The sequence below is a fragment of the Pseudomonas sp. EZ-C24 genome (genome assembly GCF_014525325.1).
Taxonomy (GTDB): Bacteria; Pseudomonadota; Gammaproteobacteria; order Pseudomonadales; family Pseudomonadaceae; genus Aquipseudomonas; species Aquipseudomonas shirazensis.
The window spans coordinates 222138-235478 of the sequence record NZ_JACDIU010000015.1; the positions used below are offsets into that span (position 1 = coordinate 222138).

A 13341-nucleotide genomic window follows, 5' to 3' on the forward strand; every position below is an offset into this window, starting at 1 on the left:
GTCCTTTTACTGATGCACGGCCAACTGGTAGGCCGTGTATTTGCGAATATTGATCACGCCGGTATCGAAGATCAGGTACTGGCCCTTGATCCCGAGCAGAGTGCCTTCGATGACCGGGGTCTTGTCCAGGTTGAGGCTGACGATCTTTTTCGGATAGGCCTCGACCGGGTAACGGATCTCGACCACCTCGGCATCGGGCAGCGGCTGGATCGCCTGCAGGCCAAAACGTTCGTGCAGGGTGCGAATACCGTCGGCGCAGGCGTCGAAGATCTGCTCGCGAATCGCCGCCAGGTCGAGCACCTCGGCATCGCCCTTGAGCAGGTTGCGCCAGTTGGTGCGGTCTGGCACCTGGCTGCGCAATACATCCTCGACCAGGCCCGACTGCTGCCGAGTGGAAACGCGCATGATCGGCAGGGCCTGGATGGCGCCCTGATCGAGCCAGCGGGTTGGCAGTTGGGTAGCGCGGGTGATACCGACCTTGACCCCCGACGAGTTGGCCAGGTAGACCACGTGATCGGTCATGCAGAACTGCTCGCCCCAGGACGGCTCGCGGCAGGTGCCGGCGTCGTAGTGGCAACGTTCCGGAGCCATGATGCACAGGTCGCACTGGGCCAGCTTGGTCATGCACGGGTAGCAGTAGCCCTGGCTGTAGCTGGTCTTGGTGCGCTTGCCGCAGTGGCTACAGTGGATGGCACCGAGGTATTCAAGACGCAGGGTCTTGCCGATCATCGGGTTGACCGGCACCAGCGAATCACCCAGGCGAAAGCTGTATTGCACAACCGGTGCCTGCAACTGCACCGACATCTTGCTCAAAGAGCCACGAGCGAGTTCGATCAATGTACCGAGTCCGACTTGAACAGAATATTGGCGATGGGCGCCGACTTCGAGGCACACTCTTGCGGGCCCATGTAACCGGTACGCTGGTCTTCCGGCAGGTTCTGCAGTTCCCAGGCGATGACCGCCTGCAGCGACAGCTCTTTCTGCTCGACGGTGAGCTTGCGCCCGTCGGACCATTTGCCCAGCTCGACCGCAAGCTTGAGGCTCTGGTAGATCTCGGGGGTGATGTTTTCAATCATTTGGGCGAACGTGGACATTGTCTCTCCTCAATCAAGCCGACAGTTTACGCCGCGCCAGCGCGCCACCCAAGAGCCCAGTCAGGCATCCGATGAGCAGGCCACCGACATGCGCGGCATTGGCGATCTGGCCGAAGCCGAGCTGGCCGACCACGCCGGTCAGGCACACCACCAGCCAGATCAGCATCATCACCAGTACGCCCTTGGGCAGGCGGTAATGCGGGTTGGGTGCCAGCCACTGGTACAGCCAGACGTAGCCGAGCAAGCCGTACAACACGCCGGACAGCCCGCCGAACAGGCTCGGGCCGCCGACCAGGTGCTGGGCCAGGTTGGAGATCAGGCTGAACAGCAGCGTCAGCAACAGCAGCAACCAAGGCCCCTGGCGCAGCTCGATGCGCTTGCCCAGCTCCCAGTACCACATGCCATTCATGGCCAGGTGGAGGAAGCCGAAGTGCAGCAGCATCGGTGACACCAGCCGCCACCACTGGCCATCGCTGAGGCCTTGGGCCAGCGAGCTGAAGTACAGGTACTCGCCCTGCACACGGAAATCGAGAAAGGTGAACCAGCTCAGAGTCGACAGGTTGTCGCCCAGCCCGGTGATTGCCGCGACCACCACGCACAGCAGCAGTACGCCAGCCGTGACCTTGCATGCGCGGGCCTGCTGGGCCAGGGACGGTTGCCTGGGCAGGCTGGCCTGAGCCGAGGCCGGCAGTTCGATCTGGTCGTTGCCTTCGGGGTAGCGCTCGTACAGCTGGCGGACATCCTCGAGCAAGGCCTGCGGCGCCCACAGCACCTGCTCTTCGCCCTCCTCGCTGACCCGGTGCGGCACCTGCAGGCGGCGCAGCAGGCTGACAAAACCACTGAGGTCGACGGTCAACGGCAGGCGCAGCACTTCGATCACATTCATTGAGTGTCCTGTGGGCGCTCGACATCGACCCAGACGAACTTGTGCGGGTCGATGCCGGTTTCGTCATCCAGGCGATAGGCCGCCAGTTTGCCGTAGAGCACGGCGCTGTAATCCAGGCAGGCCAGATTGGGCCGGATCGGCGCCGGGCGACCGCTGCGCCAGTAATGGCCGACGAACAGCATCGGTTGCGCTTCGTCATAGCGCAGCAAGGTGTTTTTCTGCGTGTGGCTGAGCGGCGCGCTGGCCACCTCGTCCGGCAAGGCATCGGGCTGGAACACGATGTCGCCGTAGGTCTGCGGGTCTTCTTCCCAGAACTTGGTGCGGAAGAACGCCCGCGTCAGGCCATCGCCACCGGTCAGGGTGAGGCCATCCGGCAGGCGCATGTCGGTGCCGCGCAGGAGGCGATTGCACACGGTCGAGGCAAAGCTGCCGGACACACCCGAGGCCTGAATGAAGTGCTCGTCGATGCAGCCGCTTGGGTACTGCGGGCGCAACTGCTCGATCAGGCTCGGGTCCCAGCAGGCGTGCACCAGCCGGAAGCGCCCGGCATCGACAAACAGCGGCAGCTGGTAGAACCAGGCCAAAAAATCGTGCCAGTCGCCCGGGTGCTGGGCGAACTGGGTCAGGGTTTCGTCGATCAGGCGCGCGTTGCGCGGCGTGTGCTCACGGACAAATGCCTTGCCACTGCTGGGCAGCGCCGGCGTGAACCAGGCCAAGGCGTTGTACTCATGGTTACCCATGATGCAGAACGCCTGACCGGCCACGACCATGTCGTGGACGATATGCAGCGCCTCGCGAATTCGCGGGCCGCGATCGACGATATCGCCGAGGAACAGTGCCTGGCGCCGTGGATGCCGCCAGACCCCGCCCACGCGCTTGTAGCCGAGGGTATCGAGCAGGCGTTCGAGGGTATGTGCACAACCGTGCACGTCGCCGATGATATCGAAACTGCGCGCCGGATCGAGCATCAGTCGCCCCCACCCCCCAGGCGGCTGCCCCAGCCGAGCTTGGTGCGGCAGACTTCGTAGTAGTTGTGATCGAGCGGGTGGATCAGGCGCAGTTTCTGCGGCTTCTTGCTCACCGTGATGGTATCGCCGGGGGCGCAGGTGAAGTGGTTCTGGCCGTCACAGGACACTTGCGGATAGATCTGCAGGTCCTGCGAGACGACGATCTTCAGCTCGCTGTTGCCATCGACCACGATCGGCCGGCCCGACAGGGTGTGCGGGTACATCGGCACGATGACGATGGCGTCGAGCTTGGGGTGCATGATCGGCCCGCCGGCCGACAGCGCATAGGCGGTCGAGCCGGTGGGGGTGGCGACGATCAGGCCGTCGGCCTTCTGGCTGCAGACGAACTGGCCGTCAATGTAGATTTCGAACTCGATCATCCGCGTCGACTTGCCCGGGTGCAGGACCACGTCGTTGAGCGCGTCGCCCTGGCCAATGGCTTCACCGTGACGGCGCACTTCGGCCTGCAGCAAGAAGCGGTTTTCCACCAGATAGTGGCCGTCGAGCACTTCGGCGACCTTGACCTCGAGCTCATCCGGGCGGATGTCGGTGAGAAAGCCCAGGTTGCCGCGGTTGATACCGAGCACCGGCACATTGTGCCGGGCCAGCGCGCGGGCGGCGCCGAGCAGGCTGCCATCGCCGCCGACCACGATGACCAGGTCACAGACCTCGCCGAGCAGCTTGCGGGTCGAGGTCTGCAGGCCATGCCCTGGCAGCACTTCGGCAATCGTGTCCTCGAGGATCACGTGCATATGGCGATCAAGGAGGAACGTTTTCAGTCGGCGAATGGTGTCGAGCACCTGTGAGCTGCCCAGGCGGCCGATGATACCGATATTGCGAAATTGCTCCATGGTGCTCCTGCAAGGCCGTGCGGCGGGTAACGATAGCGGGTAACGATAGACGGATTATGGTCGAAACGACCGTCCAGCGGCAAACCGGCTATGCTCGCAGGATGACGCCCCTCACCGAGCTGCGCGACCTGCCCCGCCGTTTGCGCCGCCCTGCGGTGCGCGATCTGGCCTGGGCGCTGCTGTCGCCACCGCTGATGCGCGACTTGCCCGCACCACAGCGCCACCCGTTGACCGCCAGTGACTGGGCTGCCGACCCGCAGCAGCTGCAGGACTGGTTACTGGCGCTGGATGGCGATGATCAACCGCTGCGCGATTGGCTGGTGAAGATGACCAGCCGGCGCCTGGGCCTGTATTACGAGGCCCTCTGGCAGTTCGCCTTGAACCACGCCAGCGGGGTCGAACTGCTCGGCGCCAATCTGCCGATCCGCGAAGGAGGCCGCACTCTGGGCGAGCTGGATATCCTCCTGCGCGACCGCGACGGTGTGCATCATCTGGAATTGGCGATCAAGCTCTACCTCGGCCCTGCCAATGGCGCTGGCCCAGGCTCGATGCACTGGTTGGGGCCGGGATGCCAGGATCGGCTCGATCTGAAACTGGCCCACCTTGTCGGTCATCAGCTGCCTATTTCTGCTCGCCCAGAGAGCCAGGCGCTGCTTGCGGAGCTTGGCCTGGATCAGCCCCAGGCGCACCTGTGGCTGGGCGGCTATCTGTTCTACCCAGGCATGCTTGCAGTCCATCCTCCAGCCGGCGCAGAACCTGCGCACTTACGCGGTGACTGGCTGCACCGGCACGACTGGCCCGGCTACCGCAGCGGCGCGGCAGAGGGCCGCTGGCAGGTCCTGACGCGCCAGCACTGGCTGGCGCCCGCGCGTATTGCAGACAGCGACTGCTGGACGCCAGCGCAGTTCGAGCAATGGCTGATGCAGCTGGACCCGTTCGCACCCGCGCAATTGCTGGTCAGGTTGACGCAGACCGAAGACGGCGCCTGGGAGGAACAGCAGCGGTTGTTTCTGGTGGCGGACAGCTGGCCGCAGTTGCCGAGCTGAGCAGCAGGCCGCCAAGGTTTTCGACAGATTCACGCAAATATCTGCGCAGCCTTCGACCTGTAGCAAAGAAATCTGTCAGCCATCGATTAGAGTTAGCGATACGCGCCAGCAAGAGCGCCTTTTCGACCTGATAAGTGAGGAGTGACCATGGTTTCATCCAACCCGCCGGCGCATTACGCGCGGATCTCGATTGCCCTGCACTGGCTGATGCTGGTGTTGCTGGCAAGCGTCTACGCCCTGATCGAACTGCGTGGCCTGTTCCCCAAGGACAGCGCCGAACGCAACCTGATGAAAGACCTGCACTTCATGTTCGGCCTGACCGTGTTCGTACTGGTCTGGCTACGCCTGGCCATGCGCCTGATCAACCCGACGCCGCCGATCACGCCCAAGCCGCCGGCATGGCAGACTGGCCTGGCGCACCTGGTGCACCTGCTGCTGTACCTGCTGATGATCGGCATGCCGCTGGCGGGCTGGTTGATCCTCAGCGCCGCCGACAAGCCAATCCCGTTCTACGGCTTCGAGCTGCCCGCGCTGACCGGGCCTGATTCGGACTTTGCCAAATTCATCAAGGGCTGGCATGAGCGGGTTGGCGGCTGGGGCTACTGGCTGATTGGCCTGCATGCACTGGCCGGGCTTTACCATCACTACATCAAGCGCGATAACACCCTGGTGCGCATGCTGCCCTACAAGTAACCGCGTCGGCCCTGCAGCCCGCCTGTGTGCACGAACAGCAGGCGGCTGCCGGGCCTGAAGCGCCCCGCCTCGACCTCATCGCGCAGCGCCAGCAGGGCCTTGCCGGTGTACACCGCCTCCAGCGGCAGGCCACTGTGCTGTTCGCTGTCGGCGATAAACGCCAGCAACTCATCATCCATGCGCGCAAAGCCGCCACGGCAAGCGTCATGCAATTGGTAGCCCTGCTCTCCCGCCAACGCTGCCACCGTTGCCGCCACGCCGTGGTCAGCCGGCACCGCAAGGGCGCCGTGCACCGGGCGCGCACCGGCCTCAGCGAGCACCAGCCCCGCCAGGGTGGTGCCGGTACCGACGGCCAGCCACCAGCCATCGTAGTCATCCCAACCCAGCTGCGGCAGCTGCTCGCGTGCCTGCTCGACGATCAATCGGCAACCCTGTGCGCCGGCCATGCCGCCACCGCCCTCGGCGATGCACTGCCAGCCGGGGTAGCGTGCTTGCCACTCAGCCCAGAACTGCGGCTCATGTCGCGCCCGGTAGCCGCCATAGCCGAGCCAGTGCAGTTGCATGCCCAAGGCTTGCAGGTCGCGCACGGTCGGGGTGTCCTGCGCATGGCCACGCAGCAGGCCGGCGGTGGCAAAGCCAAACCGTTTGCCGGCAGCGGCCAGTGCATGCAGATGGTTGGAATGGTTGCCGCCCAGGCTGATCAAGCCGGGCGCGTTGCACCGCCAGGCTTCGACCAGATGGTCGCGCAGCTTGAACCACTTGTTGCCGCTGATCAGCGGGTCGATCAGGTCCAGACGCAACACTGCGAGCTGGACCTTAGCGCGCTGAGTCCAGGGCAAGCACAGCGGTTGTAGAGGTGCCTGAGGCAGGCAGGAGAGTTCGGCAGACATCGGCCGAGTCTACCAGCTTGGGCCGGGGCCGCGCTGCAGCCCCACCCCATGCCGTTACAGCTCGGCGGCCAAGCGCGAACCTTGGTTGATGGCGCGCTTGGCATCCAGCTCGGCGGCCACATCAGCGCCGCCGATCAGGTGCACCGACTGCCCCGCTGCGATCAGCCCGTCCTGCAGTTCGCGCAGTGGATCCTGGCCTGCACAGATCACCACGTTGTCCACTGCCAGCAACTGCGGCTCGCCATCAGCAATGCGTACATGCAAACCAGCGTCGTCGATCTGCAGGTATTCGACACTGTTGAGCATCTGTACCTGCTTGTTTTTCAGGCCAGTGCGGTGAATCCAGCCGGTAGTCTTGCCCAGACCGTCGCCGACCTTGGTCTTCTTGCGCTGCAAAAGGTACACCTGCCGCGCCGGCGCATGCGGCTCGGGCTTGATCCCGGCCACGCCACCACGCGCTTCGAGCGCAGTGTCGATGCCCCACTCTTTCCAGAACGCGTCGCGATCCAGGCTGGTAGCCACGCCCTGGTGCACCAGGTACTCGGAGACATCAAAGCCGATGCCGCCCGCGCCGATCACCGCAACCCGCTGGCCGACCGGTTTGCGCTGCAACAGTACATCCAGATAATTCAGCACCTTGGCGTGCTCGATGCCGGGGATAGCCGGGTTGCGCGGGACAATCCCGGTGGCCAGGATGATCTCGTCATAATCGCCGGCAATCAGCTGCTCGGCGCTGACTCGGCTATTCAGGCGCACGTCCACGCCCGTGAGCTGCAGCTTGTTACGGAAATAGCGCAGGGTTTCGGAGAACTCTTCCTTGCCCGGCACGCGCTTGGCCACGTTGAACTGGCCACCGATCTCGCCAGCGGCGTCAAACAGGGTGACCTGATGGCCGCGCTCGCCGGCCACGGTCGCCGCAGCCAGGCCAGCCGGGCCAGCACCCACCACCGCGATACGCTTGGCCTGGGTCACCGGCAGGTAATTCAGTTCGGTTTCATGGCAGGCGCGCGGATTGACCAGGCAACTGGTCAACTTGCCGCCAAAGGTGTGATCAAGGCAGGCCTGGTTGCAGCCGATGCAGGTATTGATCTGCTCGGCTTGATCGGCTGCGGCCTTGTTGACGAACTCTGGATCGGCCAGGAATGGCCGGGCCATCGACACCATGTCGGCATCGCCGGCAGCCAGCACGGCCTCGGCAACTTCGGGTGTATTGATGCGATTGGTGGTGATCAATGGGATGTTGACGTGCCCACGCAGCTTGGCCGTGACCTTGCTGAAGGCCGCCCGCGGTACTTTGGTGGCGATGGTCGGAATGCGCGCTTCGTGCCAGCCGATGCCGGTATTGATCAGCGTTGCCCCGGCCTGCTCGATGGCCTTGGCCAGTTGCAGGATCTCTTGCCAATCGCTGCCACCTTCGATCAGGTCGAGCATCGACAGGCGGAAGATGATGATGAAGTTCGGCCCCACCGCCGCACGCACGCGGGTGACGATTTCGACCGCCAGGCGCATGCGGTTGGCGTAGCTGCCACCCCAGCGATCGGTGCGGTGGTTGGTGTGAGCGGCGAGGAACTGGTTGATGAAGTAGCCTTCCGATCCCATGATCTCGACGCCGTCATATCCCGCGCGCTGGGCCAGTTCGGCACAGTTGACGAAGTCGGCGATCTGCTTCTCGATGCCGGCTTCGTCCAGCTCCTTGGGCTTGAACGGGTTGATCGGCGCCTGAATCGCGCTCGGCGCCACCTGGCGCGGGCTGTAGGCGTAACGGCCGGCGTGGAGGATCTGCAGGCAGATCTTGCCCCCAGCGGCGTGCACCGCCTCGGTGACGATACGGTGCTGGTCGGCTTCTTCAGCGGTGCTCAGCTTGGCAGCACCGGAGTACACGCCACCCTCATCGTTTGGCGCAATGCCGCCGGTGACCATCAGGCCGACACCACCGCGTGCTCGCTCGGCGAAGTACACTGCCATGCGCTCGAAGCCGCCTGGGCGCTCTTCCAGGCCAGTGTGCATGGAGCCCATCAGGGTACGGTTGCGCAAAGTGGTGAAGCCAAGGTCAAGCGGGGCCAGCAGGTTCGGGTACGCCATGGAGCAACTCCACATGGGCAAAATCACGGGATGCGGGCGCCTCGCTGGGGTGCGGGGCCCGTCGGTTATCTGCCATCGACATTAAACAGCCGTTTGAACCGGCTCAATGATCGAAACTGACAACTTATTGATCCTGCTGCACAGCAGGTCTACCCTAGGGCTCCTTACATTCGATGGTGCCGCAGCGGTTCATGCGCAAACTTCTCGCAAGCGCCCTGGCGCTGGTAATGATCGCCGCGTTGTGTGGCTATGGTTTCTGGACGCAACAGCGCCCTGAAGGCCACTACCTGTCTGACCTGCGTATCGAGCTGGCGCTCAATCAGGGTAGCCCTGGCGAGCGCGGCAACCTGCTCGGCATCGAGCCGCTGCTCTACCCCAGCGACTATCAAAACCTGCAACGGCTGCGACTCAAGCTTGCCGCCTACCTGCAGCAGGCCCGCGAGCAGGGGCTGGTGAATGCGCGCACGGTGGTGGTATTGCCTGAGCACATCGGCACCTGGCTGTGGGCGCGCGGTGAAAAAAACGAGCTGTATCAAGTGACCCAGCGGCGCGAGGCCGAGCAATGGCTTGAGCTGAGTAACCCGCTGCGCTACGGCCTGGCAATGCTTTGGGCGACCGGCGACGACCGCCGCGCCGATGCGCATCTGCGCATGAAGGCGGCGCAGATGGCCGCCGACTATCAGGCCCTGTTCAGCGGCCTGGCAAAGGAATTTGGCGTGACCCTGGTGGCCGGCTCGATTGTCTTGCCCGCGCCCTATGTGGAGAACGGCGTGCTGCACGCCGGCAGCGGCCCACTGTTCAACAGCAGCTTGGTATTCGCCGGCGATGGCAGTGTGCTCGGTCAGCCGCAACGCCAGCAGTTTGCCGACAGCGAAGTACGCCGGTACATTCAGGACGGTCGCGGGCAAGACGGTCGCGAGCAGCCCCTGCACGTCGTTTCGACCCCAGCTGGACGCCTTGGCGTGTTGATCGGCAGTGACAGCTGGTACCCGGAAAATTATCAGCAGCTGGCGCAGCAGTCCGCACAGCTGATCGCCAACCCGGTATTTCTCAGTGGCAAGCACAGCTGGGACGCACCCTGGCGCGGTAATCGCCATCAGGATGCCGCCGCCGAGCTGCCACTGCAGCGTGGTCAAGTCAGCGAACAACAGGCCTGGCGGCAACTGACCCTGGCCGCCAATCCCGGCCTGACCAGCATCAGCGTGTTCATGCGTGGCCAATTCTGGGAACTTGGCGCTGACGGTCAAGGCTTTGCCAACCACGCTGGCGGCCAGTTGGCCGGCACCTCGCAGCATGGCGCCCGCCTGCTAAACGTGTGGTTGTAACGCCATGGCCAGGCCGCGTGTGCGCCTCGGTGAATTGACTGTAGGGTTCGTCCAGCCTCTGGCCGAGGCCCTGCAACAGCTGGGGCATGACCCTACGCCGTTGCTCGAGCGTTACGGCCTGACCAGCAGCCGCCTCGCCCAGCCTGGCGCGCGCTTGTCGATACCGCGCTACATGCACCTGGGCCATGCAGCAATCAAGCTCAGCGGCGAGCCGGCATTGGGCCTGCGCATGGGCAGCCTGAGCCGGCTGGCACAGACAGGTTTGGCCGGAGTCACCGCAGCTCAAGCACCGACGCTCGGCGAAGCTGCCCGCACCTTGCTGCGCTTCGAGCCGCTATATGCGGCCAACTACCGCGGCAGCTCGGTGTTTGTCGAAGACACGCAGGGCGCCTGGCTGCGCTTCTATTCGATCAGCCCCTACAACGACTACAACCGTTTCGTGGTCGACTCGCTGCTGTCGGGCTGGCTTGCGCAGTTAGGCCAGTTGGCGGGGCAGCCGGTGCAGGCAGAGCGAATGGAGATCGAATTTGCAGCGCCAAGCTACGCAGCGGGCTATCAGGCACTTTGTGCCACGCCGATACACTTCGCGGCCGAAGGTAATCAGCTGCGCCTGAGCCGGGCCACGCTTGAGCAGGCCAACCCACAGCACTGCCCCAGCACCTGGCAGCAGCTGCTCCAGCTATGTGAAGTGGAGCTCGCCCAGCACACCCGTGTACGCAGCCTTGGCGAGCGCATCACGCATCTGCTCGGGCCGCTGCTTAACGGCGGGCGCGAGCCTGACCTGGAGGAAGTCGCCCGCCATTTGCAATTGCCGACCTGGACCCTGCGCCGCAAGCTTGCCGAAGAAGGCACGCGCTTTCGCAGCCTGCTCAACGACACCCGCCAGGATCTGGCCGAGACCTACATCCGCGACACGGAGCTGGCCTTCGGCGAGATTGCCTATCTGCTGGGGTTTGCTTCAGCAGAAGCCTTTCAACGTGCGTTCAAGCGCTGGACCGGGCTTACGCCGGGGGAGTTCCGGCGTAATCAACGGCGCACCGGTTAGAGCTCGGTGGCGTCGTCTGGTTCGGGGGCGTCCAGTTCATAGGCCTGATATTCGAGCAGCTCTTCCTGATAGTCGTCCATCGCCCTGCTTCCTCTTCACTCATGATGTTGGCTCATGTCGCCACGCTAAAGCGGGCGCATGACGCATTGATGACAAGCTTATGAGTGATAAACGTAGCAGGGGTTCGAAGGATTACGCCTGGCAAGCTGTAACAATAAGCTGCAACAAGCTGCAACGGTAAAACAGCATCAGACCCGCTGGCGAGGCGTTGCAACTCAAACCGAAAAACAGCCACCACCTGCCCCCTCGAAGCGCACGTAGTCGCAAGCTTAGTCTTTGGATACGTATACCCGATTGGCGAAATGGGCAATCGCATCCGCCATTGCCTTGGGCTGCTCTGGTGCCATCGCATGACCAGCACCGGCAATCACTTGATGTTCAACACGGTCGCCGAGCATGGACTTGAGGATATTGGGGATCACCACGGCATCCTTTTCTGCTTGAAGATCCAGAATAGGCACTGTGCTGCCAGCCGACCAGTAGCTTTCAACCGGGGTGCTGTCGCGGGCGTGATCCTGAGCGACATGGGTTTGGTCATACCAGCCAGGTAGCCAGGCCCGGGCGTCATTACCAGGAGCGAAGAAAGCCAGCTCAAGGTATTTGAGCCGCTGGGCTTCGGGCAATGCATAGTTTCCTGCCCCTTTGATTGCTTCAACCATCCTGCCATATGGCTTTTCCGACGATCCGGCAGGCAGCTTGCCAATGGAGGCCGCAGCCAGCACCACGCCTTTGACCAGATCAGGGCGATCAACTGCAAGCACTCGAGCAGGCTGGCTGCCCCAGGCGTGGCCGACGACAATTGCAGCTCCGGTCTGCGCCTTGTCCATCACCAGCGCAACATCGGCCGCAAAGTCATGCAAGGTAGGCGTGTCCATGGGAGCCCGGCTGCCGTTGATACCGCGTGGCTCTGGTCGTATCACGCGATAACCGTCATCGGCCAGATAGCGCGCCACCTGATCGTAGTCGTGAGCACCACGGCCTTTGGATGGCAGGATGACGATAGTCTTGCCTGAACCCTGGACCAACGCCTCAATGTGAACATCGCCCTTGCTGGCGGTCAGGACGGTCACCTCGTTACTGGCGTGAGCAGCCTGACTAGTCAGGCAAATACCGAGCAGGGTCATTGAAGTTGCGAAGTAGCTTGAACGCATGGTCTGTGCCTTTTGTTTTTATCTGGAATTGCGCGAGCAGATACGTGCTCCGCTGCCAGCAGACTATGCATTTACCGAAACTACACAAATACCTTGTGGTGATCGCGACCCATGACAATTAAGCATGGCCCTCGCCGGGGCACTGCGCAGCGCAACGATCCACCTGCACCGCTTCGCGCATGCGCGTCAATGCGCCAACCAATGCGTTGCTTCTTTCCACGCACCCACCGTGACCAGCTCTTCCAGGGTTTCCAGCAGAATCTTTTCATAGCTCAAAGCCAAGCGTGAACTGCGTCGCTCGCGTAGCCGAGCCAGTGAAACAGTCGAGCGAATTCCGGGTCTTTCGATTGCATGTCCTACCAGCGTTTGATCATCCATGTCCTGCTGGACAGCGGCATGCGCAAGAATCGAATAGCCAAGCCCCTCGGCGACCAGTCGCTTGGTCAGACTGACACTATCGACCTCAAGCACGACATTCAGGCGGACCGAATTTTGCGCAGCGATCTGCTCAACCAGGCGCCGGTTGCTGTGGGGCAATCCGGGCAAAATCAAAGGGAAGTCGCCGAGCGCAGTCAAACGGACATTACGCGAAGTCTCCCCAAGTGGACCAACCAGCACCATCCGCTCGCTGAACAAGGGACGCACATCGAACGCTTCGATCAGCGGCTGGTTGTATACAACCGCGATATCGATGCGGCCCTCGAGTAGCCATTCCTGCAACGATGTACTCAGGCCCTCCAGCGCATGCAGCGATGCCTTTGGCCACCGCTCCTTGAACGTGCGGATCAATTGTGGCCCGACGATAGAGCCAATGGCCGGGGGCAGACCTATCGCCAGGTGTCCCCGCTCCTCATCCGCGCTGTTGCGCACGTGGTCGGCGGTTTCTTCCATGTAGCGCAGCATGATCTCGGCGCGCTCAAGCAGACGGGAGCCTGCGGCCGTCAGTTCGACACCCTTGCCATGGCGAGTGAAAAGCTCGACCTGCAGCTGTTCTTCCAGCTTGGCAATCTGCCGACTGAGCGCCGGCTGAGCAATGAACAGCTCCCTTGCCGCTCGGCTGAAACCGCCACACTGGGCGACCTTTACGAAGGAACGAAGCTCACGAATATCCATCTCTCACCCCATGCTTAACAGGCATAGCTTTTTATCAAAATAAGGTTTTTGCAGCCACTAAGCCAGTTCTCTATGCTCAGTTCCAATAGCTATGCCAG

The 13341-nt window shown here is 62.9% G+C and carries 13 protein-coding genes; 4 read left to right on the plus strand and 9 right to left on the minus strand.

Annotation, left to right across the window (positions count from 1 at the left end; translation table 11 throughout):
* Nucleotides 1-6 precede the first annotated feature (6 nt).
* Genes IDM28_RS16035 through IDM28_RS16055 form a run of 5 tightly spaced genes read right to left on the minus strand, consistent with a single transcriptional unit; the run spans nucleotide 7 to nucleotide 3838 of the window.
* Nucleotides 7-837 carry a DUF2797 domain-containing protein gene (locus IDM28_RS16035; protein WP_150570219.1) on the minus strand — a complete coding sequence of 277 codons (831 nt, stop codon included), beginning with the start codon at nucleotides 835-837 and terminating at the stop codon, nucleotides 7-9.
* Nucleotides 834-1094, minus strand: coding sequence for a YeaC family protein (locus IDM28_RS16040; protein WP_101321377.1), 261 nt, complete (start codon nucleotides 1092-1094; stop codon nucleotides 834-836). The genes IDM28_RS16035 and IDM28_RS16040 overlap by 4 nt, the downstream gene beginning before the upstream one ends.
* A gap of 13 nt (nucleotides 1095-1107) precedes the next feature.
* Nucleotides 1108-1980, minus strand: a complete 873-nt coding sequence (locus tag IDM28_RS16045) for a rhomboid family intramembrane serine protease (protein WP_188036453.1) — start codon at nucleotides 1978-1980, stop codon at nucleotides 1108-1110.
* Nucleotides 1977-2948 (minus strand): metallophosphoesterase, encoded by a 972-nt coding sequence (locus IDM28_RS16050; RefSeq protein ID WP_188036454.1) that lies wholly within the window; start codon nucleotides 2946-2948, stop codon nucleotides 1977-1979. Before IDM28_RS16050 ends, IDM28_RS16045 begins: the two co-directional genes overlap by 4 nt.
* On the minus strand, nucleotides 2948-3838 hold the full coding sequence (locus IDM28_RS16055) for an NAD(+) kinase (protein ID WP_101321383.1): 891 nt from the start codon (nucleotides 3836-3838) through the stop codon (nucleotides 2948-2950). The genes IDM28_RS16050 and IDM28_RS16055 overlap by 1 nt, the downstream gene beginning before the upstream one ends.
* A 56-nt stretch (nucleotides 3839-3894) precedes the next feature.
* Between IDM28_RS16055 and IDM28_RS16060 the strand changes: the two genes are divergently transcribed.
* Both IDM28_RS16060 and IDM28_RS16065 read left to right on the plus strand, forming a co-directional pair.
* Nucleotides 3895-4884, plus strand: a complete 990-nt coding sequence (locus IDM28_RS16060) for a DUF1853 family protein (protein ID WP_188036455.1) — start codon at nucleotides 3895-3897, stop codon at nucleotides 4882-4884.
* Nucleotides 4885-5031: 147 nt separating this feature from the next.
* Nucleotides 5032-5577 (plus strand): cytochrome b, encoded by a 546-nt coding sequence (locus IDM28_RS16065; RefSeq protein ID WP_101321387.1) that lies wholly within the window; start codon nucleotides 5032-5034, stop codon nucleotides 5575-5577.
* On the opposite strand, the gene IDM28_RS16070 is transcribed toward IDM28_RS16065, so the two are convergent.
* Nucleotides 5568-6467 (minus strand): 1-aminocyclopropane-1-carboxylate deaminase/D-cysteine desulfhydrase, encoded by a 900-nt coding sequence (locus tag IDM28_RS16070; RefSeq protein ID WP_188036456.1) that lies wholly within the window; start codon nucleotides 6465-6467, stop codon nucleotides 5568-5570. The genes IDM28_RS16065 and IDM28_RS16070 overlap by 10 nt on opposite strands.
* A gap of 54 nt (nucleotides 6468-6521) precedes the next feature.
* Complete coding sequence (locus tag IDM28_RS16075; protein ID WP_188036457.1) at nucleotides 6522-8549, minus strand: NADPH-dependent 2,4-dienoyl-CoA reductase; 2028 nt, start codon at nucleotides 8547-8549, stop codon at nucleotides 6522-6524.
* Between the two features lie 191 nt (nucleotides 8550-8740).
* On the opposite strand from IDM28_RS16075, the gene IDM28_RS16080 reads away from it, so the two are divergent.
* Nucleotides 8741-9874: a nitrilase-related carbon-nitrogen hydrolase gene (locus tag IDM28_RS16080; RefSeq protein ID WP_188036458.1), complete on the plus strand. Its 1134-nt coding sequence runs from the start codon at nucleotides 8741-8743 to the stop codon at nucleotides 9872-9874.
* Nucleotides 9875-9878: 4 nt separating this feature from the next.
* Complete coding sequence (locus tag IDM28_RS16085; RefSeq protein WP_188036459.1) at nucleotides 9879-10919, plus strand: AraC family transcriptional regulator; 1041 nt, start codon at nucleotides 9879-9881, stop codon at nucleotides 10917-10919.
* A gap of 329 nt (nucleotides 10920-11248) precedes the next feature.
* On the opposite strand, the gene IDM28_RS16090 is transcribed toward IDM28_RS16085, so the two are convergent.
* Together IDM28_RS16090 and IDM28_RS16095 are read right to left on the minus strand one after the other, a co-directional pair.
* Nucleotides 11249-12103 (minus strand): alpha/beta fold hydrolase, encoded by an 855-nt coding sequence (locus IDM28_RS16090; protein WP_262500150.1) that lies wholly within the window; start codon nucleotides 12101-12103, stop codon nucleotides 11249-11251.
* A gap of 213 nt (nucleotides 12104-12316) precedes the next feature.
* On the minus strand, nucleotides 12317-13243 hold the full coding sequence (locus IDM28_RS16095; RefSeq protein WP_150573555.1) for a LysR family transcriptional regulator: 927 nt from the start codon (nucleotides 13241-13243) through the stop codon (nucleotides 12317-12319).
* Between the last annotated feature and the right edge of the window lie 98 nt (nucleotides 13244-13341).

Bases quoted from the DNA above. Each gene is read 5' to 3' on its own strand.
- IDM28_RS16040 (WP_101321377.1), bottom strand. From the start codon at position 1,094: ATGTCCACGTTCGCCCAAATGATTGAAAACATCACCCCCGAGATCTAC.
- IDM28_RS16045 (WP_188036453.1), bottom strand. From the start codon at position 1,980: ATGAATGTGATCGAAGTGCTGCGCCTGCCGTTGACCGTCGACCTCAGT.
- IDM28_RS16050 (WP_188036454.1), bottom strand. From the start codon at position 2,948: ATGCTCGATCCGGCGCGCAGTTTCGATATCATCGGCGACGTGCACGGT.
- IDM28_RS16055 (WP_101321383.1), bottom strand. From the start codon at position 3,838: ATGGAGCAATTTCGCAATATCGGTATCATCGGCCGCCTGGGCAGCTCA.
- IDM28_RS16060 (WP_188036455.1), top strand. From the start codon at position 3,895: ATGGTCGAAACGACCGTCCAGCGGCAAACCGGCTATGCTCGCAGGATG.
- IDM28_RS16065 (WP_101321387.1), top strand. From the start codon at position 5,032: ATGGTTTCATCCAACCCGCCGGCGCATTACGCGCGGATCTCGATTGCC.
- IDM28_RS16070 (WP_188036456.1), bottom strand. From the start codon at position 6,467: ATGTCTGCCGAACTCTCCTGCCTGCCTCAGGCACCTCTACAACCGCTG.
- IDM28_RS16075 (WP_188036457.1), bottom strand. From the start codon at position 8,549: ATGGCGTACCCGAACCTGCTGGCCCCGCTTGACCTTGGCTTCACCACT.
- IDM28_RS16080 (WP_188036458.1), top strand. From the start codon at position 8,741: ATGCGCAAACTTCTCGCAAGCGCCCTGGCGCTGGTAATGATCGCCGCG.
- IDM28_RS16085 (WP_188036459.1), top strand. From the start codon at position 9,879: ATGGCCAGGCCGCGTGTGCGCCTCGGTGAATTGACTGTAGGGTTCGTC.
- IDM28_RS16090 (WP_262500150.1), bottom strand. From the start codon at position 12,103: ATGACCCTGCTCGGTATTTGCCTGACTAGTCAGGCTGCTCACGCCAGT.
- IDM28_RS16095 (WP_150573555.1), bottom strand. From the start codon at position 13,243: ATGGATATTCGTGAGCTTCGTTCCTTCGTAAAGGTCGCCCAGTGTGGC.